Consider the following 26,316-nt stretch of genomic DNA (forward strand, 5'->3'; position numbering starts at 1 on the left):
GATCGTGGTTTTCCACGATGCCGGGCGCCCGTGGACTCCGGCATGGTCTGACGAACCCCCCGGCCACGCCATGCGCCGCCGCCCGGGTCCGGAGCGAGGGCGGTGAGGCCGATGAGCGGACGAGCGGGTGGCACCCGGCGGTCCGGGCCGGCCGGGTGGTCGCGGACGGTTCGCCGCTCCGCGCGGCCGGCGGCGGCGGCCCCGCCCCGGCGCCCCCTCGGGTCACTCCCCGGCGGTGTCGGCCAGCCGGGCGGCGAGCTGGGTACGGCGCGCCACGCCCAGCTTCTGGTAGGCGTTGGTCAGATGGGTCTCGACGGTCCGCCGGGCGACATGGAGGGTGGCGCAGATCTGGGCATTGGTGAGCCCTTGGACGGCCAGCTCCACGATGCGCTGCTCGGCCTCGGTGAGCCGGTTGTGGTGCCCCCCGGTGGCGGGATCCCTGCGGGGGCGGGCGGCTCGGAGGGCCCGGGTGGCGCGGTCGAGCACGCGCGGCGCCCGGAGGGCCAGGGGTACGAGCGGTGCCGTGGCCGGTGCCAGCGCCCGGGCCCGCAGGACCGCCTCGTCCAGCGCCGCGCGACCCTTGCGCGGCTGACCGGCCGCGCACTGTTCCTCACCGAGGTCGATCAGGGCCTCGATCACCCCGATGGCACACGGCGAGGTCCGCAGCACCTCCACCGCCTCCGCGAGGATCTCCCGGCCACGACGCCCCCCGGCGGCCATGGCCTGGGCCCGGAGCGCGACCCCGACGACCCGCGGTGTGCCCCAGGCCCGGGCGTGGCGGAGATTCTCCTCGGCCAGCTCCACCGCCTCGGCGTGGCGGCCGAGTCGGGCGAGGGCGAGGGCGGCACCGGGGCGCCACGCCTGCGCGACGGGGCTGACGAAACCGCGTGCGATCATCCGGTCGCCACAGTCCAGGTAGTCGCCCAGCGCCTCCTCCCAGCGCCCCTCGTCGGCGTGGATCCGGGCGCGGGCACACCGGACCTCGTCCCAGCCGAAGGCGCTGGTCTCGGGTTCTGGTCCGAGCGCGGCCAGATGGTGTCCTGCCAGCTCGCCGTAGCCGAGTTCGTGCCAGGCGAGGGCGACCAGGGCGTGCAGATAGGGCAGCCGCGAGCCACCGCCGTGGGCGGCCTCCAGCAGGGGGGTGTTCTCCTCGATGAGCCGTTGGAAGCGGCCGGCTCGCAGATCGACCGTGGCGCGTGTGGTGATCAGGTACTGCTGGCTGATATCGGTGAGGTCCGGGGGCTCGGGGTGGGTGGGCAGGCCCCGTTCGGTCAGGGCCCGGGACTCGTCCAGCCGGTCCGCCCACTCCAGCAGCGAGGACCTCGCACAGAGCCAGCCGCCGCGCAGTCGGTGGTTCACCCGGGCGGTCTCACGCGCGGCGAAGCGGGCCGTCGCCGCGGTGACGTCGAGCCGTCCGGTCCCGATGTCATGGAAGGTGACCATGGCGCAGGCCAGCGGCTCCACGGACACGGGGGCGGTGTCCATCAGCGCGCGCATCTCGGCCGCCGCACGGCTCCACTCCTGACCGTCGTAGGTGGCGGTGCCCGCGACCGCGATCCGGAAGGCGCTGACCAGTTGTTCGTCGTCGAGCGCGCTGCCGGCCTCCTCCATCACCCGCATCGCCATGCGGACGTGTCCCTGCGCGGCGAGCGCCCCGCTCAGGGCGGCGGCCGTCCCGTACACGTCGTGGCAGTCGGCGCGGCGCAGGCTGTCGCGCAGCCGACGGGTGCCGGCCGCGGCGGACTGGAGCATCTCCAGCGCGCTGAGCCGCAGGGTCAGGGCGCCGTGCCGGTCGGGGGGCAGGGGCGCGGTCACGGCGCGGCGCAGCAGGCTCGTCGCCCGTTCGAGGCTGCCGTCGCGCAGGGCGGTCTCGGCGGCCTCCTCCAGGGTGTGGGCCATCCACTCCTCGTCGGTCAGCCGGACGCGCAGCAGTTGGTCCGCGATGTCCGGTGCGGGTGTGCCGCTCTCGTAGAGCAGATGCGCCAGTCGGCGTCGGAGTGTGTCGAGTTCGGTCGGGTCCGCCACGGCGAGGACGGTTTCCCGGGGTACGGGATGGGCGAGCATCCGCACCAGGGGCGCCACCCGGAGCTCCTGCCCCGGCCGGTGTGCCGGCAGCCCGGCCACCGCGCCCACCAGCTCCGGTTCGGGGGGCGCGGAGGTGTCGAGCACGAGGGCCGTGGCGAGGGTCAGCGGGCGCGGGGCCTGCCCGGAGCCGGCGTCGAGCCAGCGGGCGACGGCCGTGCGGTAGCGGGTGCCGGACAGGTCGGCGAGCCCGCGCGGGGTGGGGCCTTCGGGGAGATCGGCGACCAGTGCGCGCAGCAGCATCGGGTTGCCCGCGCTCGCCGTGGCGCAGAGCCGGGCCGTCTCGCCCGTGATGCCGTGCGCGGCCAGCAGGCGGTCGATCGAGTCGGGCCCGAGGAGTCGGACGGGCGACTCGGTGCCGGTCGCCGGACAGAGCACGGCCTCCTCGCCGGGCGCGGTGCCCGGAGCTTCCAGGCCGTCGGGTCTCTCCGGCCCGTCGCGGACGGGGTCGTCGGGTCGACAGGTCAGTACCAGCAGGGCGGGGATACCGGAGAGACGGCGGGTGAGGTAGCCGAGCCAGCGGCGCGAGGGTTCGTCGGCGAACCGCAGATCCTCCACCGCCAGCAGTACGGGCTGCTTCGCCGCGTCGGCGGCCAGATCGTTGGTGAGCCGGTGGAGGATCCGCTGTTCCTCGGCGGTCGACGGGTCGTCGAACGGGAAGGGCCCGGCCTCGGGGAAGAGTTGTCGCACGAGCGAGAACGCGAAGTGCCGCTCCTCGGGAAAGGCGTGGGCCCGCAGGATCCGCAGGGGGCCGGCGGCAGCGGCGCGGTGTGTGATCTCCGTCAGCAGTGCGGTGCGCCCGGAGCCGGCCTCGCCCCGGAGCAGTAGCCAGCGGCCGGACCCGGATCGGGCCGAGGCCATCCCGTCGGCCGCTGCCGCGAGTACGTCGTCCCGTTCCAGCAGTGTCTCCCGCATGGGGCCTCCACCCGATTCGGCGCGAATGCCTCCGCTTGGCGGCAGAGATCCAGTTTCCGTGATGGTTCCATGGTCGGTGAGGGGCTCTCTAGCCGATCATGGATCGACTTCTGGCCAGGTCACCGGGGTGCGGGAGGCGGAATCACGGCGATCGCGGGCCCGTGTGGCGGTGGTCGTCCACGCCCATGGGCGAGGCGGGTGGACGGGCCTGAAGGGCGGCCGGGCGGGGTCCCCGTACCGCCTTCCTGTGGGGTGGTTCCCCGTACCGCATCCCCGTGGGGTACGAGGGTCCGCCGCCCTGGGGCGTACGGGCGAGGGGGGCGGCCCGGTCGGACCGCCCCCCCATGGGTCACCTGTGTCTCCGGGGCCGCGTTACTTGGGGGCGGGCAGGGTGCGGGTGGTGAAGGACGGGGCCTTCGTGACGGCCTTGCCGGCACCGCGGGCCAGGAAGGGGTTCACCGTGGAGAGCCGGGTCTCGTGGTTGACGGTCCGGTAGACGAAGGCCCAGCTGGGACCGGTCGAGGTGGTCCAGTTGAAGGTGGTCGGGGCGGTGCCCGACGTCTCGGCGCTGACCTGCTGCCAGTTCCGCCAGGTGCCGGAACCCTGGATGGTCTCGCCGGTGCTGTGGATGGTGCCGTCCGCGCCCTTGGCGACGACCTCGGTCAGACCGCTCTGCGGGGAGATCAGTGCGGACGGCGAGCCGTCCACGGTGAGGTCACCGACCTGGCTCCACGCGCCGTAGGCGCCGTTCTCGGTGGCCTGGGCGGCGGTGACGACCTTGCCGTTGCCGTCCGTGGCGAAGACCCGCAGCCGGTACCCGGGATAGACCACGGCCGCCGCCGAACCGTTGATCGCCTGAGCGCCCAGCGGGGTCCAGGCGGTCACCGATCCGTCCTCGGAGTAGCGCGCGGTGCTGAGGACACCGGAGGCGTTCTTGGCGAAGAGCTGAATGCCGTTGCGCACGGTGACGGCGGTCAGCGGACCCGTGAGGCCGGTGCCGTCCAGTTTGTTCCAGCCGTTGAAGTCACCGTTGGCCACGCCCTGGGAGCGGTACCAGGGGGCGCCGTCCGCGTCCAGGGAGAACTGCGTCAGCAGGCCGGCCGGGGTCTTGGCCTTGACCGGGCTCTCCTTCACCCGGCCGCTCTGATTGTCCCAGGGACCCCAGTCCGCGCCGCTCGCGGCCAGTTGGTTGCGCTGCCACATGTCACTGGACAGGTTCAGCGCGCTGATGGAGACCCGGCCGTTGGCGTGCTCCCCGAGCGCGGGCTTGCCGGTGAACGCCTCATTGCCCGAGATGGTGGTCCACTGCACCGTGTTCACATCGGACGGATCGGGCATCCGGCCGTGCACCAGCCGCCCGATGTTGTCGATGTGCGCCAGCTCCAGGGCGCCGTTCGACAACTGCGTCACCGCCGACGGGGTGAACGTGCTCTGTGTCAGCGCGGGGCGGGGGATCATGATGGGGTACCAACTGGGTCTGCACCGGTCGGGCTCCGAGACCACGTCCCGCATGTTCTGCCAGCCGCCGGTGCCCGCCAGGAAGCGGTTGACCGGCCAGGTGCGGGTGTCGGGGTCGAACCGGTAGTAGCGCGCCTCACCGGTGGTCCCGTGGGTAACGATGAGGGTGTCGGCACCGTAGGACGACAGGCTCTTGTAGGGGCGCCAGTCGCTGCCGCTCACCTGGACATGCCGTTCGAGCCAGCGCCCGCTGTTCCGGTCGTACTGGGAGCGGTGGAGTGTGCCGTCCGTGGCGTCCCGGCCGTAGAGCACACCGCCGGCGGTCGCGACGATCAGGTTGTACCGGTTCCAGCCGGTGTCATGGGCCTTGCTGATTCCGCCGTTCGCCCAGGTGTTGGTCTCGTGGTCATATTTGTACGACTTGAGCAGACCGGCGTTGTCCACCACCCAGAACCAGCCCTGCGTGTCGATGCTCGCCTGGTTCCGGTCGGCGGCGTTCGCCAGGAAGCCGAAACTGCTACTGATCTTGGTGGGGGTGGGCCAGACACCGGCGTCGTTCGACCTGGCGTAGTACAGACCGTCGGCCTTGACCGCGTAGAAGTCGTACTGCGAACCCGCGAAGACCCGGGCGTAGTTCTGCCAGCCCGTACTGATCTGGCCCAGGTTCTCCAGTTGCCCGCCGTCCATCGGCGTGATCATCCGGTAGCGGATCGCGGCACCCGAGGCGTTCACCCCGTATGTCACCCCCGTGGAGCAGATGGTCGGAAGCGGGAGCGCCTGTGCGGCCCCGGGACCGGCGGCCCGGGCCGTGCCCGGCACGGCTATGAGCAGCGGAACGGCGGTGGCCGCCGCCGCGATCGTGGACAGGAGACGACGGGTGGTGGTGCGCGAGGTCTTGATCACCTGGAACCCTTCTCTGTACGAGGCGTACGAGGTGTACGAGGCTCTGCTGGATGAGACCGCCCGACCGGTCCGGCCGGAGGGCCGTCGCTCAGGGCGAGGTGGAGAGCGGCCGGACAGGCGCCGGGCGCTGGAGCGCGCCGGGGTGGGCGCGGCCGGTCATACGCGGCTGTGAGCAGGGGCGTTCAGTCGGCGACGGCCGCCACCCGAGGGTGAATTCCCGACATGTTATGGCTGGCATTTCGTCTGTCCCCGCTCCCGCCCCGTCGGGTTGGATGGCCCTGCGAACTCACACAGCCATTACCTACCGCATTCACTTGATCACTCAGCGAGAGAGTATATGAACTGGAGTTCGACTGACTAGCCACTTGCGCAACACAAACTCCACAGAACCCTCACCTCACTGCGCAAGCTGGCTGGTCAACGGCCCATATCCCAGGCTTCGATGGTGGAAATCACGCCATGGTCACCGCATCTCATCACCGCGGTCTACCCGCCAGGGGGGACGGGAGAGCAGAGCGCCCGCCCCTCACCGGAGTGAGGAACGGGCGCGATACGCGAGGCGGGTCAGGGGCGGCGGGGTCGTGGCACCCGTATGGCTTCGGTGGTCAGTCCTCCCACTTCGCCTCCTCCGGCAGCGCCGTCAATCTGCCCACCGGGGAGAAGGCCACCAGGAGCAGCGAGACGGTGAAGCCCACCGCCGTGACGATCAGCGTGGCGCGCAGACCGATCAATTCGCCCAGCCAGCCGCCCAGCAGGGCTCCGATGGGCATGGTGCCCCAGGTCAGGAAGCGGAGGGCGGCGTTCGTACGGCCCAGCATCCGCGTCGGGGTGACGGTCTGGGTGAGGGTGGAGAGATGGATGTTGCCGATGGTGGTGCCGATGCCACCCAGGAGGAACGACCCCAGCAGTACGGCCAGGACCAGCGCCGTGGGCCCGCCCGCCAGCGGGGTGAGGGCCTGCGCGAAGGAGCCCGCGCCGAAACCGATCACGATCGCACGCCCCGGCCCGTACCGCTTGGCGACCCCCACGGCCAGGACCGCGCCGATCAGCGAACCGACCGCGCCCGTGGCCAGTACCAGGCCCAGCGTGCTGCTGGACTCACCCAGTTCGCGGAGCACGAAGAGCGGCAGCGCCGTCTGCATGGCCATGAAGAAGAGGTTGTTGAAGCCGGCGCGGAAGGCGGAGACCCGCAGATAGGGGTTGCCCGCGACGAAGCGCAGGGACGCCGCGATCTCGCTGAGCATGGGCTTCGGCGCCGCCGCCGGACGGTCTTCATCACGGGTGCGCACCGCCAGGAGGGTGAGGGCGGAGAACAGGTGGATGCCCGCGCTCACGATCATCGTGGCCGGTACGGACACCACCTGGACCAGCAGTCCGCCCAGGCCGGGGCCGGCGATCCGGGCGACCGAACCGCTGCCCTGGATACGGCTGTTCCCCTCGGCCAACCGGTCCTTGCCGATCAGGGTGGGGAGGTAGGTCGAGGAGGACAGGTCGTAGAGGACCGCGAGCGAACCGATCACGAACCCGGTGACGTACAGGCCCGGCACGGTCAGCGCGTCGAGCCAGAACAGGACCGGGACCAGGGCGAGGAGGACCGCACGGGCGGCGTTGGTGAGGATCAGGAAGGGGCGTGGCCGCATCCGGTCCACCCAGACGCCCGCGAAGAGCGTGAGCAGGAGGTACGGCACGAACTGGGCGGCGTTCAGCAGCCCCGCCTGGCCCGCGGATGCGTCGAGTTCGACGACGGCGAGGAGGGGCAGCGCCAGCGCGGTGACCTGGACGCCGAACCGGGCCGCGCTCTCGCCGATCCAGTAGGTGGTGAAGTCGCGGTGGCGCCACAGGCTCGACGGCGGCGCGGCGCCGTCGGCGCCCTGTTCGGTCACCTCGGGCCGGCTCATCGCACGGTCTCCGGAGCGGAGGCCCCGGAGCCGGCGGCTTCCGAACCGGCTGCTTCCGGGGCAACGGCCTCCGGATCGGCGGTCACCGGGGCGACCGACCGCGCTATCGGCGCCGCCGGTGCCGCCACCGGCGCGGGCCCCGTCGCGTACACCGTCTCCGCCAGCTCCCGCACCGCGAGCACGTCGGCGTCCAGCACGGCCCGGTCCTCGTGCGTCATGAACACCCGCAGCGGGCTGGAGAGCAGATCGGTGGTGGGCCGGATCCGGTCGCCGACCGCCAGTTTCACCGCGACGGCGTGGACGGAGGGCAGGGCCTCGATCCGGCGCACCGCCGTGGCGTCGACGCCGGTCACCACGCCTTCCCGCGCGGTGGCGGTGTTGCACACCAAGGCGTGGCGGCGCCGGCTGTAGACCCGTCCCGCGTAACCGGCCCGGAACTCCTCGGGCCGGACGTAGGCGAGGGCGGTCAGCGCCGCCTGGTCGTGGCCCAGGCAGAGCCGGTGCAGCCCCGGGTTCATGTTCCCGTTCATCCGGGCGCCGATCTCGACCAGCGCCGGCCCCCGGGGAGTGACGATGACCTCGGCGTGTGCCGAGCCATGGCGGACGCCGACCGCGTCCAGGACCGTGTCGATGTAGGCGAGGAGTGCGGGCACCGGCTCCTCGTCGGGGGCGAGTAGTGCGTCACGGTCGTAGACGGGACGGCCCGCGACGAGGCGTTTGTGATAGCGCCAGACTCCGCAGACGAAGTGGGCGCCGTCGCGGCTGACGGTGTCCACGATGTACTCGGTGCCCTCCAGGAAGGTCTGGACGAGGACTTCGGGGTTGGGTTTGCCGTAGACGTCGGGCCCGGAGAGCACGGCCCTGGCCGCCGACTCGATCTCGGCGTCGGTCCGGCAGACGTACACCCGGTCGGTACCGGCCGAGCTGACCGGTTTGACCACCACCGTCTCGGCGTCGGGACCGGCCTCCTTGCGCCAGCGGACCAGGTCCGCGGGGTCGGCCGCCTTGAACTGCGCGGCCCGGTGCAGACCGCGTTCGCGGAGCCGCTCCCCGGTCGCGTACTTGTCCCAGCGGGCGGCGGAGCGGGCGGTGCCGTTGGTCGGCAGGCCCAGGCGTTCGCTCAGCAGGTCGGCCAGGGCCACTCCGGAGTCCTGGCCCGCGATGACGAAGCCGGGCGCATGGGACCGTATCCGGGCCAGTGCCGCCTGTCCGTCGTAGACGATGTTCTCGGCGAACCGGGCGAGATCGGGCCGGGGCAGGGCGGTGGACACCTTCTCCCGGGCCTGGACGTGCACGAGGCGCACCCCGTGCGCCGCGAACGCGGCGGGCAGCAGATTGCCCGTGGTGTAGGCGTCGACCACGACCCCGACCGTCCCGCCGCGTGCGTCCCCGGTGATGTCCGTCATGACGACTCCCGGGGCGTCCGCGGGAGCTGGTGCAGGACGCAGCCGACGTGGGAGCCGTCGCCGAGGAAGCGGATGTCCTGCTCACCGCGTGGGATGCCCTTGACGAAGGCGCCGCTGTAGCCGTGCGCGGTGTGGAAGACGCCCCAGCTCAGCAGGCAGGGGACGAGGGTGTCGGGGTCGTCGTCGGCCACGAACCGCTCGACGTCGGCGATCACCCGCTCCTGGACGATGTGCGGGGTGCGCAGGGCCGCTGCCACCCGCCGCTCCCATTCCCCCGCGTCGACCATCCAACCGGCCGTGATGCCCTGCCCGGCGAAGCCGGCGCTGGGCTTGAGGACCAGGTTCTCCTGTTCGGCGAGCACATGGGTCAGCAGGTCGACCCGGGTTCCGGCGCGGGAGACCCGTCCGACGCGCAGCGGGCGGGTCCAGGGCAGCAGGCGGTCGATGACGTCCTGTTCGACGCTGTCGAAGGAGTCCCGGTGCTCCTCCGCGCTGAGGAGTCCGAGGCAGTCCTTGATCCCGTAGAGATCGGCGGGCAGCGGTGCGAAGAGGGTCGCGGAGCCGGCGACGACGGCGTCGAGCAGCGGTGCCGCGAGTTCCCGTGTCTCGGGGCTGCCGGTGAGGCGGCTGAGCTGGAAGGTGCGGAAGACCCGGTCGACGGGCCGGCCCGCCGCGGTGAGGACGCCGTTGCGGTGGTCGAGCTGTCCGATGTGGCAGGGGAACGCGTCGTGGCCGAGTTCGGCGAGCTGTTGGAGGAACAGCCGCATATGGCCGAACTCCAGCGCGGTTTCCGGGCTGTTGGGCCATTTGACCACGGCGATGGGCAGCCGGGACCGGGTGGGGCAGACGGCCTCCATGGAGGCCATGATGCCCGCGACCGGGTCCCCGAAGCCGAGTCCGTGCCGCTCGGCGAAGTCGGTGAGATGGGCGTCGGAGAACATGCCCCGGCTCATCTCCGCGATCTCGCAGCCGCCGAGCGAGCTGGTGGTGTTGAACTCCACCAGCCGGAAGCGGCCCCCCTCGCGCAGCAGATCCGCCCGGCCCAGTGGTACCGGCGGGCCGGGGACCGCGCAGCGCGCGACCGCGTCGGCCTGGTCCGGTGGCAGGCCCAGCGCACGGGCCATCCGCCCCGGGTCGCCGCCGTAGAGCCGTTCGGGCAGCGAGGACAGCACCCGCAGCAGGACGCCGAGGTCATGGTCGAGGGCGCGGACGTCGTCGGCGTCGAGGAAGGCGGGGCGGTTGAAGACGGGCCGGCCGAGCCAGGCGTGCGTACGGTCGAAGGCGGGGTCCCCGGTGTCGACCGCGCGGGCCTTGCCGCGTGGGTCGTCGAGGAACTCCCTGGTGATCCGGTTCTCGACCGGCGTGCCGCGCTCCATGGCGCCGTCCCCTCTCGTCATCTGCGGTGCCGGCTCGGTCAGCCGGTGCTGCGGGCCAGGTGCCGCCAGAGGTGCACCTTTCCCGTACGGGTGTTGCGGTCGAGCAGTTCCGCGTGTTCGACCCGGACGCTCTCCGGGTGCTGAGCGGCGATCGCGGTCAGGGCGTAGACGCGGCGCAGGAGTTCGGCCCGTACCCGGTCGGCGACGGCGCCCGATTCCGCTCCGGTGTACCGCACGGTGATGGCGCGGAGCGCGCCGGGGTCGGCGGGGTCCGCCGTCAGCTCCAGTTGGGCGTCGGTGACGCCGGGTGCGGAGCGGACGACGTCCAGTAGATCACCGAGTCGGATCATGGTGTTGTGGAACTTCAGCCGGTCATCGGCGCGGCCGAGGACGCGGAAGGCGTCGGCGGCGCCGCAGGGGCAGGAGTCGGGGGCGACCCGGTCGCCGAGGCGGTAGCGCACCACGGGGGCGGGCCAGCCGTCCCCGGCCCGGGTCAGCAGGGTGCGTTCGGCGTCGTACTCCAGTTGCTGTTCCGGCAGCAGGTGCAGGACGTCGGGGGTGCAGTCGGGGGCGCTGGTGGCGATGACATAGGTCTCGATGGAGCCGTAGTTGCCCCAGAGCCTGGCGCCGGGGAAGGCCCGCGCGAGTACTTCCCGGCGGGCCGGGGTCAGGGGTTCACCGGCCCAGACGACGGTGTCGACGGGCAGTTCGGTGCCGGTGGCGTGGACCGCGTCGGCGAAGTCGGCCAGTGCGCTGGGGGCGCCGGCGAGCGCGTTGACGCCGGTGTCCCGGAACACCGGTGCCCATGCGGCGAGTTCGTCGGGGGCGACGGGGCCCATGGGCAGCACGGAGGCCCGGCAGTGGGTGGCGAGGGCGTTGTAGAAGTAGTGGGCGCCCCAGAGCCGGCCGGGGCGGAAGAGGTTGAGCAGGACGTCGCCGGGGTGCAGTGGCCGCCAGCTACGGAGCAGTCGGGGGATGCCCTGGTCCGGGGCGATGGTGGTGATCTTCAGCCGGCCGGTGGTGCCGCCGCTGGCGACGACCTGGCCGCCGGCGCCGGCCGCGAGTGCGCGGGTGACGGCGGTGACCTGGGCGGGGCCGCTCTCGCCGCCTCCCGATGGCGGTGCGCCGCCGAGGACGGCGAGGCGGGCGGCCTCGGTCCGTATCCGCTGCGCGGGCAGCCGTCCGATCCGGCTCATCGCGCCTCCCGCAGGGTGTGGGCGACACGGTCGACGAGCGCTGGGCGGGTGTCGAGGACGTCTTCGAGTGCGGTGCCGAGGTCGAGCAGTCCGGCCTCGTGGCCCGGCCGGCCCACCAGTTGGACGCCCAGCGGCCCGGCCTCGAGGTGGACGAGCGCGGGGAGCACCAGCGCGGGCAGCCCGGCGAAGCTCGCGATCGGCGTGTAGCCGAGGCGGTCCGCGTAGTCGGTGTCACCCGGCTTGGGCAGGGTGGGTTTCCCGGCCCGCTCCACCACCCGTTTGGGCGGGGTGGAGCCGACGGGTGTCAGGAGCATATCGACGCCCGCACGGTCGAGGAGGGCGAGCAACTGCACCTTGAACTCCCTTTGTCCAGCAAGGAGTTCGGCACGTCGGGCGGGGGTGGGCTCCGGTCCGAGCGAAGCCCGCGCGACGGGTGAGATCCGCAGGCCCAGCCGGGACTCGATCTGCCGGACCACTTCGGCGACGTCGGCCGCGCACAGCTCCCAGGCGTGTTCGCGGGCCCGCCAGAGGCCGGCCGGCAGTTCCACCTCGGTGTGGGGTATCCCGAGTTCCGCCAGCGCTGCCACCGTACGGGCCTGTCCTTCGGCCATGACCGGAGCACAGCCGGCCGTGTTGACGAGGGTCGCGACCCTCGGTGCGGCGGTGCCCCCCGGCGGGACGGGTCCGGTGTCCGTCACCGGTCCGCGCCGCCACAGCCGGCGCAGGTCGGCGACCGTGCGGGCCATCAGGCCCAGGGCGTCCTGGGTGGGCGAGACGGGCAGGGCGCCGGTGAGCCGCCGTGGGTGCCAGGTCGTCCGCAGGCCCGCGACACCGCAGTTGGCGGCGGGCCAGCGGGCCGAGCCCAGGACGTCCGTGGCGAGGGCGTAGTCGCAGATCCCGGCGGCCACGGAAACGGCGGAGCCGGTGCTGGAGCCCCCGGGGGACAGTTCGGGGAACGCCGGGTTGAGCACATGGCCGGGGGCGCCGATGTTCAGCTCGGTGGCGTACGCCTTGCCGGTCACGGCGAGTCCCAGTGCGCGGACCCGGGCCACGGCGGCGGCGTCGGCGGCGGGGTGGTGTCGGTGGTCGGCGTGACCGAGGGTGGTGGGCATCCCGGCCACGTCCACGGTGTCCTTCACTCCGATGGTGACGCCCGCGACGTCCGCCCCGGCGTCCAGCCAGGACATGGCGCGGGTGACCCGGTCCGCTTCGGCGATCCAGCGGCGGCGGGCGGCACGCCAGTCACTCCGGTCCAGCCCGGCGTCAGCGAGGGCCTTCTCCCGGCCCCCGACCGGACCCAGCAGCAGGGCGACGGGGACCGGGCCGTCGTCGCCGGCGTCCAGCGAGTGTTCGAGATAGCCGAGTGCTGCGGCTGTCGTCACGGTGCGCCTCTCAGGGGTCGACGTACGGGGGCGACGTGCGGAAACGGTGAAACGGGGACGGTGCACGGGGTCTGTTCCCGGGACGGTGTACGGAGCGGTGCTGCCGAGCGACGGGGACGGTCGGGTGCGGCGTCACGGGCGGCGGCGCGCGAGTGTACGGGGATGGTGCGGGCCGGGGCGGTCCGATCGGTGCCGGGCTGTCGGCGGCGGTGCGGCGGGGTGGAAAGGCACCCGGGCCGGTCGGCCGCCGCCCCCGGTCAGCCGCGGGCCAGGAAGGCGTCGAGTCTCCGCTCGTACGCCGCGAACCGGGTAGCGACGACATGGTGCACGACATCGACGGGCGCGAGCAGCCGGGACACCGCGCCGTCCGCCTCGAACTCCGACAGCCAGAGCGTGCCGTCCGCCAGCAGCAGATCGACACAGAGGTAGGAGACGCCGAGCCGGTCCGCGGCCAGTTTCACCAGATCGTGCACCCGGGGGTCGATCTCGCTGCGCACCGCGTAGGTGCCACCCCTGCTGACGTTCGCCACCTGCGCGCCCTGCCGCGGTATCCGGTCGAACATCGCGACGATGGTCCCCTCGACCGCGACGACCCGGATGTCCGCGGTGACCTCCGGCAGCCGTGGCTGGATCGCCACCCCCGTCCGGCTGCCCGCCGCGAGTCCGAGTACGGCTTCGAGGCTCTCCCGGTCCGGACAGGCGACACAGCCCTGTCCGCCGCTCCACGACAGGGGTTTGACGAAGACCGGGAACCAGTCGTTCGGGACCAGGCGGAGCTGCCGCAGCCGGTGCGTATCGCGGTCGGCGGTCAGCCGGATCGTCGGCACGACCGGCACCGGCGAGTCCAGGAAGGCGTTCAGGGTGGCGTACTTGTCATTGAGCAGGATGCCGGTGTCCAGCGGGATCGGCAGCCAGAAGCCCAGGGTGGCCAGGGAGCGCATGAGGGAGAGACCGGCCCACAGGTCGACCTCGTGGGTGGGGCTGGTCCGCACCCCGTAGACGATGATGTCCCGTTCGGGGGAGAGCGGTTCGTCCCGCCAGTACGCGGTACCGCGGGCGATAGCGATATGGTCGGGCGCGGCCACCGCGAAATCGAGTCCGGCCCGGTCGGCGGCGGACTCGTAGTCGACCCAGAATTCCCCCTCCTCATAGGCGCGGAGCATTGCCGAGCTACGGTCGGGGAATATGTAGAGAATCCGTCTGCGCTTCATTTCGGCGGTCACCTTCCCAGGACGCTTCCGCCATTGATGTCGAATACCTGGCCCGTGATCCAGGCGGCACCCGGCGAAGCCAGGAAATGAATCACGGACGCGATGTCGCCGGGTACTCCGGCGCGGCCCAGGAGGGTGTCGGCCACCAGGGCGTCGTGCCGGACGGAGCGTCCGGATGGGTCGAAGAACTCGGTGTCCTCGACGTAGCCGGGTGCGACCGTGTTGACCAGGATGCCGTCGGGGCCGCCCTTGCGGGCCAGCCCCTGGGACCAGCCGATCATGCCGGCCTTGGCCGCCGTGTAGCCGTCGGCGCCGCCGCGACGGGCCGCAACCGAGCTGACGTTGACCACTCGGGCACCGGGCCTGGCCAGCCGCGGCCACAGGGCCTCCGTGAGAACCGCGGCCGAGAACAGATTGGTGTCCAGGGTGCGGCGGAAGGACTCGGCGTATCCGGCGAGGCCGGGTTGTTTGGCCCGGTCGACGCCGCCCGCGTTGTTCACGAAGACATCGACGGGCCCGTCGGGAAGGGCGGCGAGCACCCGCTCCGCACCGGCCGTTTCGGCGAGGTCGGCGACCACGGTCCGGACGGTGGCGGGCCGCAGGCCCGCCGCGACCTCCTCCAGCACGCCGGCGCGCCGGCCGACGATGACCACCTCGGCACCGTCCAGGGCGAAGAGGCGGGCCGCGGCCCGGCCGATCCCCGTACCCCCGCCGGTGACAACGACTCTGGTCAAGAACGCTCCTTCACTAGGTCCCGCCGCGAACCATGCCCGACGGCGCTTAACACCCGCTCAAGCGGCGGGGCCCGCGGTTAAGGCGTACCGGTGGCCGGGGGCGCCGGATTTCAGGAGTTCTTAAGAACGTGGACACGGCGGACACCCCGGTGTTAGCTGTCGGTCGACTCTCATCCAGCGTTTTCTGCCGGGGGATCAATAGATGTGGCATCACCAACGACATGTGGACATCCTGCGCGACGCCGGGCGGGAGATAGCAGAAACCCCCGGAATACCGGGGCCGGAATTCTACCCGCGTAAATTGTCCCGGCTCTGGGAACGCGCCGCCGCGGCACCCGCCTACCGGGACATCGGGCCATTCTCCGCCGAGGCGTTCGCCGCGCTGCCGCCCACGCCCCGCGAGGAGTTGAAGGCCCGGCCACTCGACTTCGCGACCGTGGCACCGGGCGACGCCCTGCGCTACTACGAGACGACGGGCAGCACCGGCAGGCCCACACCCACGCCCCGGCTCGCCGAAGACGTCATCTGGAACACCGTCTCGGTCGCCGCGGCATGGCGGACCGTGCTGGACGACGACGAGCGGATCCTCAGTCTGATGCCGTCGGACGTGGTGCCGGTCGGCGATCTGATCGCCCAGGTCAGCGACTATCTCGACCTCTCCCATCTGCGCGCCTACCCGTTCGCCACCGGTATCACCGGCTGGGACCGGCTGGTCGAGCTGTGGGGCGGCTACCGGCCGACCACCGTGTTCCTCGCCCCGGGGGTGGCCCTGGAGTGGACCCGGCTGGTGGCCCAGCGCGGGCTGCTGACCGAACTCGGCACGGGGCTGCGCCGGCTGATGCTGCTCGGCGAGGTGAACACCACCTCCTTCCGCGCCCGGCTCGGACAGTGGTGGGGTGCGACGGCCCATGACGCCAGCTACGGCAGCACCGAGACCGGCACCCTCGCCACCACCTGCCCGGCCGGCGGCCAGCACCTGCTGACCGCCGCGACCTACTGCGAACTCGACACCGGGACGGCCGACGGGCTCGTCCCCGTCGGCCGGGGTGGCACGGGCGAGCTGGTGGTGACCCCGCTCAACGCCTACGCCCGGCCGCTGCTGCGCCTGCGGACCGGCGATGTCGTGACCGTCGGACACGGCTGCGCGTGCGGAGGGACCGCCCCGCTGGTCACCGTGCACGGCCGCGCGTCCGACACCCTGCGCGTCCACGGGGTGCCGCTCACCCCCCGCGAGGTGGAGGAGGTGGTGTTCGCGGTGGCCGAGACCACCGGCTACCTCATCGAGGTGACGCCCGACGGCGATATCGCCCGTCTGCTCCTGGAGCGGCTCGCCGGCGCGGACCGGGACAGGGAGGCGGCGGTGGCCGAGGAGGTGCAGCGGGTCTCCAAGGAGTGCCTCGGGCTCTCCTGGGACCGGGTCGCCTTCGTCAACTCCCTCTCCCGGCTCACCAAGAGCGGCGCCTCGCAGAAGAGCTGGAAACGCTCCAACATCCGTGTGCTGGAGGAGGGCCCGTGACCGGCGCACCGCCGCGGGCGCTGGGCGCCACCACCGGGGATCCCGACCTCTGGTGCACCTACGCGGCGATCCGGACCCTGTCCTGGCTCGGCCGCACCGACCGGGTGACCGCGCCCGATGAGACCGCGGGCTACCTCCTCTCCCGGCGCAACCACGACGGCGGCTACGCGTGGAGCGCCGGGATGACCTCCGACGCCTGGGCGACCTTCTACTGCACCGAGGCGCTGCGCGATCTGGACCGGCCGCTCCCCCGGCCCGAACGCACCACGCGCTGGCTGGCGTCCACCTGGACGGGTGAGGCGTACGGGATGCTGCCCGGCCAGGGCGCGGAGGTGTGGGCCACCCACTTCAGCACCAGGACCGCGGCTTCCCTCGGCGGCGACGCCGCCACCGTCACGGCCGACGCGACGCCGCCGGATCCGGCGGACCGGGAGCGGCTGCTGCGCTGGCTGGGTTCGCTCCAGGGCGCGGACGGCGGCCTCGGCTGGACCCCCGCCGACGCGCGGCGGGGCGGCGCCGATGTCCGGGCCTGCTACTACGGGGTGCTGGCCTGGGCGGCTGCCGCCCCGGAGGCCGCGCCACCGTGGCAGGTGGACCGGCTGGTGGCGTGGCTGCGGGCCCGGCAGGACGAATCCGGCGGGTTCCGCTTCTCCCCGGCGGCCGATGTGCCCTGCATGTGGGCGACCTACCGGGCGGCGGGGGCGCTGGCCGCGCTCGGGGCGACCCCCGCCGATCCGGAGGGCTGCCGGGAGTGGGTGCTGCGGCTGCGCGGCGCGTCCGGGGCGTTCGTCCGCTGGGAGGGGTATCCGGTGGCCGACGTCTGGGCGTCCTTCTGCGCGGTGGGCACCCTGCGGGCGTTGGGCGCACCGACCGACGCGGTGGCCGACGCGGTCGCCCGGCGCATCGGGGAACTGGCCTGCGCGGGCGGCGGATACACCTACCGGGAGCCGGTGCTGGCGGCCGACGCGCTGACGACGGCCGCGCTCGCGCTGGAGCCCGGCACGGGTGGCGAACGCCGGGCCGAGCTGGTGCGCTGGCTGGAGACCTGTCAACTGCCCAATGAGGGCGGGGTGATGTACATGCCCGGCCGGGGCGCGGAGGTCCGCTGCACCCTCTGGGCGGTCGCCGCGGGCGCGTTCGCCGCCGACCCGGCAGGACGGTCGGTCGTCACCGACTGGCTGTCCGGACTGCAGAACGGCGACGGCGGCTTCGGCTACTGGAGCGGGCGCGGCTCGGATCTGGTGTCCACGGCCTCCGCGGTGGAGACCCTGCGGCTGCTCGGCGCACCGGTGCCGGCGGTGGTCGACGTCGACGCGCTGCTCGGCTTCACGGCGGCCTGCGCACGGCCCGACGGCGGGTACGGGCATGTGCCGGGTGCGCCGTCGAGCCTGCGCGCGACCCTCCAGGCCCACCGGGTGCTCGCCGCGGCCGGTGCGCCGGTGCCGGACCCGACACCGGCGCTGGAGCGGCATCGCGTACGGGGCGGGGGGTTCGCCAACGAGGGGAACCGGCTGCCCGATCTGCTCTCCACGTACGAGGCGGTGGTGGCCCAGGAGCGCGCGGGCCTGCCGGTCGACACCGGGCGGCTCGCCGTGTTCCTCAGGTCGGTGGACCGGCCGGACGGCACGGCCTGGACCCCGCTGGCGCCCACCGGGGGCGGACCGCTCGCGGGCGCGCTCGGCGCGCTGCTGCGGGCGACGGCCGACGGCGCGCGGGGGCCAGCCGGGCCGGACCTGCCGGAGGAGAGGGGCGGAGCGGGCGGGGCGAACACCGGGCTGCCCGCCCTGACCCTGTCCTGACCTGCGCCTGACCTGACCTGTGCCTGACCTGTGCCTGACCTGTGCCGGGGGCGGCTGTCCCCACACCCGGCCCCCCGGCCGGCCCGAGCCGCCCCCGGCCGAGCCGTCCTACCGCGCCCTGACTCACCGGACCGCATCATCTGTACCGCCCGTACCGCCACGCACCTCCCCGTACCGCAGACACCACCCGTACTGCCCGCGCTGCACGACACGACACGCACACACCGCACGCCACGGCCTCCCGGCCACCGCCGCCCATGACACCGGCCGGGAGCGGTCGAGGACATCCGACCCGCCTCTCCCTGGGACCACCATGCCGACGATCACCATCGCCAGTGCCGATCTGCCCGCCGCCCGGCGCCGCGCGGTCGCCCTGAGCATCACCCGCTGGCTGACCGGCCGGGGCGTCCGGGGCGCCCATGTCGTCGTCCGTTTCGAAACCGCCGACGAGGAACGGGTCTTCACCGGAGGCTGGCCGGTGGCCGCGCTGCCCCGCCCCGCCGATGGCGACGGTCTCCACCACGCCTCCGTCATCTGCTGTGTCTCCCCCGACCGCGACGACGAGTTCCGCTCCGCGCTGGCGGCGCACATCAGCGATGCGCTGGGAGTGACACCCCACAGCCCGTTCTTCTACCTGGAGTTCCGCCCCACGTCACCCGCCGACGTCTACATCGCGGCAGCGGGTCCACTTCACCGCTCCGACCTGCCGGTCGGAACGGACGGCAGCGAAGGACAGCCACGATGACGACATCCCTTGCCCCTGTACACCTCCGGCTGCGCACGCTCCTGGCCTCCCGGCTCGGCCCGGAGTTCACCGGCGTCCCGGACGACGCCGATCTGCGGGTGGCCCTCGGCGACGGCTACGACAGCCTGACCGTGATGGAGTGCATCAGTGCGGTCGAGGCGGAGTTCGGCATCGAGGTGGACCTCGTGAGCGACGACGTACGGCACTGGTTCGCCACCACCGCCCGGATGGCCCGGTTCGTCGCGGACCGGCTGGAGGACGCGGAGATCCTGGGTACCGGGCGGTGACCCGGACCGCCGCGCCACCGCCCACCGAGATCGCGTTCGAGACCTCCGGCACCACCGGCACGCCCGTCACCTGGCTGCGCACCCCCGAACAACTGAGGGCCGAGGCGGAGCTCCTGGTCGCCACCGTCGGCCGGATGGACCGGGTGGTGTCGTTCGCCCCGCCCCACCATCTGTACGGACGGATCTTCGGCGTCGAGATCCCCCGGCTGCTGGGCGTGCCCGCGACGCTGTGCTGGCAGGAGGTGCTGGTACCGCGCGTCCTCGACCCCTCGGCGCGGACCCTGTTGGTGTGTCTGCCGTCGACCTGGCAGTTGCTGTTGCACCAGCTCCCGACGCTGGCCGCCTGCCGGCAGGTGATCGCGGTGCACAGCACCGCCCGCGCGACCGATGCCGCGTACGAGGTGGCCCGGCGGCTCACCGGCACCGGCTTCCAGGGGTGGGAGGTGCTCGGCTCGACCGAGACCGGCGCGGTGGCGACCCGTCCCATCCGCCCCGCCCCCGATCCGGGCGCGCGCGACCACGGCGAGTGGCGGCTGCTGCCGGACGTCGTACGCCGGGATCCGGCGCCCGGATCGGGCGGCGGCGCGCTGACGGTGGGCGGGCCCCGGCTGGCCCGCAGGCCCGGGGCGCCGGCCCCCGCCGCGCTGACGATGCCGGACCTGGTGGTGCCCACGGGCCCGCGGACCTTCCGCCTGACCGGCCGCGTCCCGGGACTGGTGAAGGTCAACGGGGTGCGCTGCGATCTGCGCCAGGTCGAGCGGGCGGTACGGGCGGTGCTTCCCGACGCCGACGCCGACGCCGCCTGCGTACCCGTGGCCGACGAGGTCCGCGGCGAGCACTACACGCTCTACTACGCGAGCGCGGGCGGTCCGGCACCGGGCGAGCTGAGGTCCCGGCTGGCCGGGGCGTTGGGCTCGGTGCCCGGCCCCCGGTGGGTGGTCAGGGTCCGGCGCATCCCCCGGTCCGGAGACACCGTGCTGACCACGGAACTGCCGGGCCTGGCCGTGGCCGCACGGTGATCGGCACCGGGTCCCCCGGCCCGGCACCCGTACGGGGCCTGTCGGGCCGCCCCGGTGTCAGCCGGGTCCGGCTCGCCCGTCGAGCGCGACCGCCCGTCGTCGGCCGAGGCCGTGGCTCTGCCCCGCGCCCCGCCGACGGTTCCCGTACGGTGCGACACCGGCCATCTGGTCCCAGTGGATGAGGAGTCGGGCGAGAGCGCGGGAGCCTTCGGCGGGCAGACCGGTCGGGGCGGGCCGGGCCGCCGCCGCCAGGTTGGGGCGCTCCACGGCCAGCCACTGGGCGGCGGCCCGCGCGTGCGGGAACAACCGCTCGGGACCGTCGAGGGCCAACGGCGAGTGCTGCGGGCGCAACAGCCACAGGGCCGACCGGGCGTGGCCGGTGTAGTGCTCGGCGAGCCGTCCGAGGGCGGCTTGGCGGGCCGGTTCCGCGTCCTCGCGGATGGTCGCGCGCGCTGCGTACCGACGCAGCAGCGGATGGAGCCGGAAGCGGTCGCTGGCGTGTTGCTCCAGCAGGTTGCGGTCGAGCAGGCTCTCCAGTGTCCGGCGCATCCGGTCGGGCGGTGCGGGCGCCAGCGCGGTGATCGCGGTGGTGTCGGCGTCGGGTCCCGGCAGCAGCCCGAAGGCGCGGAAGACGCGCTGTTCGGCCTCGGAGAGGGCCTGGTAGGAGGCTTGGAATGCCTGGCCCACGCTGCGGCTGCCCAGCCGCAGTTCATCGAGGGCGGTCTCGGCGCGCAGGCCCCGGACGAGTTCCCGCACGGGCCAGGTGGGCCGCTGGCGGAGCCGGCCGGCGCCGAGCCGTACGGCGAGCGGCAGGTTCCCGCACAGCCGGGCCACCTCGGCGGCGGCCCGTTCGGTGCTCTCCCCGGTCCCTCCGCCGTCCCGGGCGCCGGTCCCTCCGCCACCGCCCACGACACCGGTGAACAGCGCCGTCGCCTCGGCGGTGGAGAGCACCCCGAGGGGCAGCGGTTGGGCGCCGTCGACCTCGGCGAGCGGACCGCGGCTGGTGACGACGATCAGGCTGGCCGAGTCGCCGGGGAGCAGGGGGCGGATATGCGCGGCGTCGGCCGCGTTGTCGAGGACGACGATCACTCGGCGGCGGGCGAGCGCGGCGCGCCAGCGCGCGGCGGAGAGGGCGACTCCGGCCGCGGCCCCGGACCCGGGATCGCCACCGGGAGGCCCGCTGCCCGCGCCGTCGCGTTCGCCCACCATGCGGAGCAGCAGGTCGAGGGCCTCATGGGCGGGGAGCGGGCCGCGCTCGGTGCTGTGGCCGTGTAGATCGACGAAGAGCTGGCCGTCCGGGTAGGCGGGGCTCGCGGTGTGGGCGATCCGGGTGGCGAGTGCGGTCTTGCCGACCCCGGGCATACCGGTGACGGCGAGGATCACGGCGCGGGATCCGGCGTCCCGTACGAGCGACCGGGCGCGGCCGAGTTCGACGGCGCGGCCGGTGAAGTCGACCAGGTCGCGCGGGAGCATATTGGGTCCGGGGGTGCTGTCGGCGGGCGGCTCCGGGACCGGCCGGGGAACGGTCGGCCCCCAGCGGGTCGCGCCGCTCCCGGCGCCCTCGTGGGTCGCGGGGTCCGGCGCCGTGGCGCCGGTGGCCGTGCGGGCCGGTGCGGGGATCCGCCCGGCCGGTTCGCCGGCTAACGGGGTGCCAGCGGGGGCGCGGTCCGGCCCGGCGGGGCCCGCACCGGTGGATTCCGGGCGGATGTCGCCGGTTCCCCCTCCGCCCGTGCCACCGGTGCCCCCGTGGGACGCGGGGTCCGGCGCCGTCGCGCACGGCCCCTCCGGAACCACCGGAACCCCCGCCCCTCCCGGCGCGGAGGGGCCGGTGGTGACCCGTACCCCGGCCGGGTCCGGCACGGTGGTCACCGCGATCCGTCCCCGCGGCGGTACGTCGGTGAGCAGACGCCTGGCCTCGCGCAGCCCCGGCCCGGGGTCGACGCCCAACTCCTCGCGGAGCAGTCGGCGGGCCCGCTCGTAACTCGCGACGGCGTCCACCCGCTGGCCCGCCCCGGCCTGGCAGCGCACCAGTTGTTCCCACAGCCGCTCGCGCAACGGGTGTTCGCGGGTCAGCCGCAACAGTTCGGGCACCACTCGGTCGCCGCGGCCCAGGGCGAGTTCGAGTTCGGCCAGATCCTCCAGCGCGCTCAGCCGCTCCGCCACCACGACCGGCTCTATCTCGCGCCGCAGGCTGTCCGAGCCGATGTCGGCCAGCGGCTCGCCCCGGAACAGCCCGAGTGCCTTCCGCAGCCGAGCGGCTCGCGCCTCGGCGGGGAGTTCCTCCGCGCCTGCGACGAGCAGCCGGAACCGGTGCAGGTCGACGGTGCGGGGGTCGATGTCGAGGAGGTATCCCTCCCCGCAGCAGACCAGGTCACAGCCGGGCAGCACCCGTCGTAACTGGGAGGCGTACACCTGGATGGCCCCGGTCGCCGAGCGGGGCGGTTCACCGTCCCAGACGACGTCCACCAGCCGGTCCCGGGGAACTTGGCGGCGGGGTTCCAGCAGCAGGGCGGCGAGCAGCCTGCGGGGTTTACGGGAGGGTGCCTTCCAGCGGACACCGCCGAAGCGGACGTCGAGATCGCCCAGGAGCCGGAAGTCCGCGGTGGCCACCGGGCGGTGTTCGACCTGCCGGGTTCGTGCCATGGGTGGTACTCCTTCATCGACTCCGGCCGGTGCGCGCCCCGAGGGTGGGGGCGGGGCACCGGCCGGTCGGCGTTCCGGCCGGGGGCCGTGTGGTGTGCGGACTCCCCCGGGGCCTCTCTCAAGACCCTGGGGCGGGTGGCGGGGGTCCGGCCTGACCGGACTCCCGCCACCCGCCCGGGCAGGACCTATCCGCGCGGGTGTGCCTTGACGGTCACGACGGAGGCCCGCTGTCCGCTGCCGTTGTGGTGGTGCACGGCCAGCAGTTCGCCGTCGGTCGCGGCGCCCGGTGAGCGGTGGACGGTCAGCGTGTCGCCGGGCCGGGCGAGATGGGTCAGTGCCGGGGCTCCGCCGCCCTGGACCCAGTGGCCGGGTGCCAGCGGGTCGTAGCTGACGGGAGCGTCGAGCTGGTCGACGACGGCGCTGCCCGGGGCCCGGTAGAAGCCGCCGACGGAGACCGTGTAGCGGATGGGGTGGGAGGCGGCGGCCGGGTCGATGCCGAGCGCACTCAGCCGGACCGGCAGCACCACGACGTTGGTGTCGAAGGTGTTGGTGTCGACGTCACCGAAGTGGCCGTTGACGGGCTGGGTGTCGACGGAGGCGAATCCCCCGGCCGGCAGGGGCCTGCGCAGATCGACGGTGTTGACCAGCAACACATCACTGCGGGCCGCCTTGACCAGGTACGACTCGAAGTCGGGGGTGCCGTCTCCGGTGGTGTCGATCCGTACGTAGGGCACGGTGTTGCTGCCGATGTTGGCCCAGTTTCCCCAGGTGACCACGGAGAAGGCGGCCAGGGCGTCCTGGGGCCTGTTCTGGGCGCGGGCGGCCGGGGCGGTGGAAGCGGCGCCGACCCAGCGCAGGTCACCACCGCGTGCGGTGTCGTTGACGACACAGCGGCCGGTGGCGTTCGCGGCGCAGTCGGGCAGTCGCGGTGAACGGGCGCCCAGCTCGAAGACGCTGATCAGCGAGCGGTAAGCGGCGGCGCCCTGCCCCTGGTCGAGTCCCCTGCCGCCGAGCCGCAGGGTCGCGCGGTCGCCGTGCCGGAGGTTCACCGACCCGGGGACCGTGACGGCGGACACGGGCTTGGGCGAGGCGGCGACGGGCACCCGCAGGGCCCTGGTCGCGCCGAGCCGCGGAGTCAGGACCAGACGTCCGGAGGCGTCGGCGACGAACTGCCGGGCGAGTCCGCCCTGGACGGCCTCCATGGTCGATTCCATCGTCTTGCGCAGAGCCCGTACATCGTCGATCCGCAGGGTGACGGTGACCTTGGCGGTACCGCGCGGGGGGATCCACACGACGCGGGGCGAGACGGTGAACCGGACGCCGGGCATCGAGGCGATGGCCTGGTAGGCGGTGGTGAAGAGCTGCGGCTTGCCACTCTTGTTGACGACCTTGACCGTCTTGGTACGGGCGAGTCGCTGAGCGGCCTCCACGACGCCGAAGGAGGCGCTGACCGCGCCCGGGTCGTCGGCGACGTACGCGAGGGCGTTGGTGTCCAGCGCGGCGAGCGCGTCGATCCGGCCGGCGCCGACCCGCTGCGGGGTGAAGGGCTTGCCGTCCTCGGTGGTGATGTCGTGCCCGGCGGTGTTCATCGCCGCGGCCTTGGCCTCCTCGTACGTCCATCCCGGGTGGGCCTGGCGGATGAGGGCCATGATGCCGGTGGCGTGCGGCGCGGACATCGAGGTGCCGGAGTAGACGGCACGGTCGGTGCCACTGCCGCTGAAGGCCGCCGCGATGGTGTCGCCGGGTGCCGAGAGGTCGGGCTTGACGATCGGTCCACGGACGCCGCGCGAGGTGAAGATCGACGCGGTGTCGGTGAGGGCGTGGTCATAGGTGGGAACGCGGGCCCGGTCGGAGCCGACCAGCCGCAGCTTCAGGGTGCCGGCCTCCAGTGCGGGGCGCAGGGCCTTGCTGGAGGTGTCGGTGAACTGGAACATCGGCATGGTGGCGCTGCCGGTGAGCCGGGAGGTGAAGTGGTCCTGTTCCGCGCTGAGGACCACGGCGGTGGCGCCGGCCCGCTGCGCGTTGTTGGCACGTGCCACGGAGCCGCATTCGAGGCCCTCGATGGTGCGCTGGATGTGCATCTCGATCCAGACGTGCTTCCCGGCGACCGCGGCGGCGTCGGCGGCGGAATAGGGCTTGCAGCCCTGGGCGTTGTCGGCGGCGAGCGGGACGACCTGACGGCTGGCGTCGAGGGTGTCCAGGCCGGTGTAGGCGAGGCTGAACTGCCCGGTCCGTACGCCGGTCAGCGCGGTGGGCTCCTCGATCCGGGCGCCGTCGCGCAGGAAGTAGGAGTCGCGGGTGCTGCCGACGGTCAGGGCCTCGGGGGCGAGGCTGCCCGGGGAGCCGGCGACGTCGTAGAGGTCGCCGCCGTTGCCCGCGGAGAACACGGCGAGGACGTCGTGCCGCGCGAGCTTGCGGACGAACAGCGACAGCGGATCGTCCACGGTGTTGTAGTTGCTGCTCAGCGCCAGGCTGACGATGTCGAGCTTGTCCGAGAAGTCGCCGTCGCCGTCGGGGTCGAGCGCGTAGTCGAGGGCCTTGGACGTGAGGGTGGAGGTCAGTCCGTTGCAGCCGAAGACCTTGAGCGAGTACAGGGATGCCTGGGGTGCCATACCGGGCCCGACCCGCATCCCGCTGACGGTCTCCGGGGTGAGTTTCGCGTAGTCGCCGGTGAAGGTGGTGCCGTCGGCGTTGACGCCCTGGGCGGCGATGATGCTGGCGCCATGCGTGCCGTGGTGGCCGCAGGAGATCGGATTGGCGTCGGGGACCGGGGTGGTCGAGCCGAGCCTGCCGGAGGCGTCGTAGTTGTCGCCGACGAAGTCGGTGCCGCCCACGACCTTGCGGGTCGGGAAGGTGGCCGGGTTCACCGCGACCGGGTTCTCCGCCTTGTAGGCGTCCTTGGTACCGGGTCCGCCGAACGCGGCGTGGGTGAAGTCGATGCCGTCGTCGACGATGCCGATGCGGACGCCCGCGCCGGTGCGGCCGGTCTGCCGCCAGGTGTTCAGGGCCCCGGTGAGCTGCACCGAGTTGGTGCTGCTCTTCTCCTGGGAGACGACCGGGCGGATCGACACCACGTCGGCGCGGGCGGCCAGTGCGCGGACCCCGCCGAGGTCCGCCTCGACGATGAGGCCGGGTACCGCGTTGGAGGTGACCGCGAGGACCTTGGCTTTGCCGTCCGATGCGCGCAGTCCCCCGGCGACCGATGAGGCGACTTCGCCGATCACCCGGCGGGCGTCCTGGGCGGCGCGTTTGGCCGCGGTCCGACCGGCGCCCCGCGCCGTGTCCGCGGTGAACGCGTCCACGGCGGAGCGGCCCGCCAGTTGGACGAAGACGGTGGCCCGGCCCTCCTGGGCCACGAGCCGCGGGGAGAGTTTCGCGCCGAGTCCGGCGGGGGAACCACCCGGGCTGGTCAGGCCCGGGGCCGGCCGCCCCGCGGTGCGGTCGTCGGCACCCGCCGTCGCCGTACCGGTGATGACGCCGGCCAGGGTCGCCACGGCGGCGACGATCGATATCTGGGTCTGTCTGAAGCGCCTTGTGCGCTCGGGGTGTCGCGGCAAGCCAATCAACCTCATCTGTCGTCGTTCCTTGTCGCACCAGAAGTGCCGGCACCGGCCCGGTCGGCGCGGCGGACCACCGGATCGGTCAGCCGCCCCAGGTGAGGTCGTACGGCAGCGCCTTGCCGTCGGGTCTCCGGAAACGGGACATAGTCCGTCGCATGGCGGGATTCCTGTCACGAGGTGGTGATC

Annotated in this window: 17 protein-coding genes; 6 read left to right on the forward strand and 11 right to left on the reverse strand. The window is 73.3% G+C overall.

Going from position 1 to position 26,316, the window contains the following annotated elements; all coding sequences use genetic code 11:
• Positions 1–222: 222 nt before the first annotated feature.
• A complete protein-coding gene (locus ACH4S7_RS23565) occupies positions 223–2,997 on the reverse strand; it encodes a LuxR C-terminal-related transcriptional regulator (RefSeq protein WP_398523225.1) in 2,775 nt (924 codons plus the stop codon).
• Positions 2,998–3,369: 372 nt separating this feature from the next.
• Positions 3,370–5,358 (reverse strand): tachylectin-related carbohydrate-binding protein, encoded by a 1,989-nt coding sequence (locus tag ACH4S7_RS23570; protein WP_398523226.1) that lies wholly within the window; start codon positions 5,356–5,358, stop codon positions 3,370–3,372.
• Here ACH4S7_RS23570 and ACH4S7_RS23575 point away from each other — a divergent pair.
• Complete coding sequence (locus tag ACH4S7_RS23575) at positions 5,339–5,530, forward strand: hypothetical protein (protein ID WP_398523227.1); 192 nt, start codon at positions 5,339–5,341, stop codon at positions 5,528–5,530. The two genes, ACH4S7_RS23570 and ACH4S7_RS23575, sit on opposite strands and share 20 nt — an antisense overlap.
• 433 nt (positions 5,531–5,963) lie before the next feature.
• Here ACH4S7_RS23575 and ACH4S7_RS23580 read toward each other — a convergent pair whose 3' ends face one another.
• The 7 genes from ACH4S7_RS23580 to ACH4S7_RS23610 all read right to left on the reverse strand — a co-directional run bounded on the left by ACH4S7_RS23580 (position 5,964) and on the right by ACH4S7_RS23610 (position 14,561).
• Positions 5,964–7,256 carry an MFS transporter gene (locus tag ACH4S7_RS23580; RefSeq protein ID WP_398523228.1) on the reverse strand — a complete coding sequence of 431 codons (1,293 nt, stop codon included), beginning with the start codon at positions 7,254–7,256 and terminating at the stop codon, positions 5,964–5,966.
• Positions 7,253–8,662, reverse strand: coding sequence for an ATP-grasp domain-containing protein (locus ACH4S7_RS23585; protein ID WP_398523229.1), 1,410 nt, complete (start codon positions 8,660–8,662; stop codon positions 7,253–7,255). Before ACH4S7_RS23585 ends, ACH4S7_RS23580 begins: the two co-directional genes overlap by 4 nt.
• Positions 8,659–10,038 carry a hypothetical protein gene (locus tag ACH4S7_RS23590; RefSeq protein WP_398523230.1) on the reverse strand — a complete coding sequence of 460 codons (1,380 nt, stop codon included), beginning with the start codon at positions 10,036–10,038 and terminating at the stop codon, positions 8,659–8,661. Before ACH4S7_RS23590 ends, ACH4S7_RS23585 begins: the two co-directional genes overlap by 4 nt.
• A gap of 38 nt (positions 10,039–10,076) precedes the next feature.
• Positions 10,077–11,234 (reverse strand): AMP-binding protein, encoded by a 1,158-nt coding sequence (locus ACH4S7_RS23595; protein ID WP_398523231.1) that lies wholly within the window; start codon positions 11,232–11,234, stop codon positions 10,077–10,079.
• The gene (locus ACH4S7_RS23600; RefSeq protein WP_398523232.1) at positions 11,231–12,616 is read right to left on the reverse strand and encodes an amidase family protein; all 1,386 of its coding nucleotides are present in this window, start codon (positions 12,614–12,616) and stop codon (positions 11,231–11,233) included. Before ACH4S7_RS23600 ends, ACH4S7_RS23595 begins: the two co-directional genes overlap by 4 nt.
• A 257-nt stretch (positions 12,617–12,873) precedes the next feature.
• Positions 12,874–13,827, reverse strand: coding sequence for a RimK family alpha-L-glutamate ligase (locus tag ACH4S7_RS23605; protein WP_398523233.1), 954 nt, complete (start codon positions 13,825–13,827; stop codon positions 12,874–12,876).
• Positions 13,828–13,835: 8 nt separating this feature from the next.
• A complete protein-coding gene (locus tag ACH4S7_RS23610; RefSeq protein WP_398523234.1) occupies positions 13,836–14,561 on the reverse strand; it encodes an SDR family NAD(P)-dependent oxidoreductase in 726 nt (241 codons plus the stop codon).
• Between the two features lie 202 nt (positions 14,562–14,763).
• On the opposite strand from ACH4S7_RS23610, the gene ACH4S7_RS23615 reads away from it, so the two are divergent.
• From ACH4S7_RS23615 to ACH4S7_RS23635, 5 genes are all read left to right on the forward strand, one after another.
• On the forward strand, positions 14,764–16,077 hold the full coding sequence (locus tag ACH4S7_RS23615) for a phenylacetate--CoA ligase family protein (protein ID WP_398523235.1): 1,314 nt from the start codon (positions 14,764–14,766) through the stop codon (positions 16,075–16,077).
• Complete coding sequence (locus ACH4S7_RS23620) at positions 16,074–17,876, forward strand: prenyltransferase/squalene oxidase repeat-containing protein (RefSeq protein WP_398523236.1); 1,803 nt, start codon at positions 16,074–16,076, stop codon at positions 17,874–17,876. The genes ACH4S7_RS23615 and ACH4S7_RS23620 overlap by 4 nt, the downstream gene beginning before the upstream one ends.
• A gap of 313 nt (positions 17,877–18,189) precedes the next feature.
• Positions 18,190–18,621: a hypothetical protein gene (locus ACH4S7_RS23625; RefSeq protein WP_398523237.1), complete on the forward strand. Its 432-nt coding sequence runs from the start codon at positions 18,190–18,192 to the stop codon at positions 18,619–18,621.
• Positions 18,618–18,908 (forward strand): acyl carrier protein, encoded by a 291-nt coding sequence (locus ACH4S7_RS23630; protein ID WP_398523238.1) that lies wholly within the window; start codon positions 18,618–18,620, stop codon positions 18,906–18,908. Before ACH4S7_RS23625 ends, ACH4S7_RS23630 begins: the two co-directional genes overlap by 4 nt.
• Complete coding sequence (locus ACH4S7_RS23635) at positions 18,905–19,927, forward strand: AMP-binding protein (RefSeq protein WP_398523239.1); 1,023 nt, start codon at positions 18,905–18,907, stop codon at positions 19,925–19,927. Before ACH4S7_RS23630 ends, ACH4S7_RS23635 begins: the two co-directional genes overlap by 4 nt.
• Before the next feature lie 57 nt (positions 19,928–19,984).
• Here ACH4S7_RS23635 and ACH4S7_RS23640 read toward each other — a convergent pair whose 3' ends face one another.
• The gene (locus ACH4S7_RS23640; protein ID WP_398523240.1) at positions 19,985–22,570 is read right to left on the reverse strand and encodes a BTAD domain-containing putative transcriptional regulator; all 2,586 of its coding nucleotides are present in this window, start codon (positions 22,568–22,570) and stop codon (positions 19,985–19,987) included.
• Positions 22,571–22,755: 185 nt separating this feature from the next.
• Positions 22,756–26,064 (reverse strand): S8 family serine peptidase, encoded by a 3,309-nt coding sequence (locus ACH4S7_RS23645; RefSeq protein WP_398523241.1) that lies wholly within the window; start codon positions 26,062–26,064, stop codon positions 22,756–22,758.
• Between the last annotated feature and the right edge of the window lie 252 nt (positions 26,065–26,316).

This window comes from Streptomyces sp. NPDC020965, from assembly GCF_044333555.1.
Lineage (GTDB): Bacteria > Actinomycetota > Actinomycetes > Streptomycetales > Streptomycetaceae > Streptomyces.

Coding starts and splice junctions, on each gene's coding strand:
- ACH4S7_RS23565 (WP_398523225.1), bottom strand. CDS start 2,997: ATGCGGGAGACACTGCTGGAACGGGACGACGTACTCGCGGCAGCGGCC.
- ACH4S7_RS23580 (WP_398523228.1), bottom strand. CDS start 7,256: ATGAGCCGGCCCGAGGTGACCGAACAGGGCGCCGACGGCGCCGCGCCG.
- ACH4S7_RS23585 (WP_398523229.1), bottom strand. CDS start 8,662: ATGACGGACATCACCGGGGACGCACGCGGCGGGACGGTCGGGGTCGTG.
- ACH4S7_RS23590 (WP_398523230.1), bottom strand. CDS start 10,038: ATGGAGCGCGGCACGCCGGTCGAGAACCGGATCACCAGGGAGTTCCTC.
- ACH4S7_RS23595 (WP_398523231.1), bottom strand. CDS start 11,234: ATGAGCCGGATCGGACGGCTGCCCGCGCAGCGGATACGGACCGAGGCC.
- ACH4S7_RS23605 (WP_398523233.1), bottom strand. CDS start 13,827: ATGAAGCGCAGACGGATTCTCTACATATTCCCCGACCGTAGCTCGGCA.
- ACH4S7_RS23615 (WP_398523235.1), top strand. CDS start 14,764: ATGTGGCATCACCAACGACATGTGGACATCCTGCGCGACGCCGGGCGG.
- ACH4S7_RS23625 (WP_398523237.1), top strand. CDS start 18,190: ATGCCGACGATCACCATCGCCAGTGCCGATCTGCCCGCCGCCCGGCGC.
- ACH4S7_RS23630 (WP_398523238.1), top strand. CDS start 18,618: ATGACGACATCCCTTGCCCCTGTACACCTCCGGCTGCGCACGCTCCTG.
- ACH4S7_RS23640 (WP_398523240.1), bottom strand. CDS start 22,570: ATGGCACGAACCCGGCAGGTCGAACACCGCCCGGTGGCCACCGCGGAC.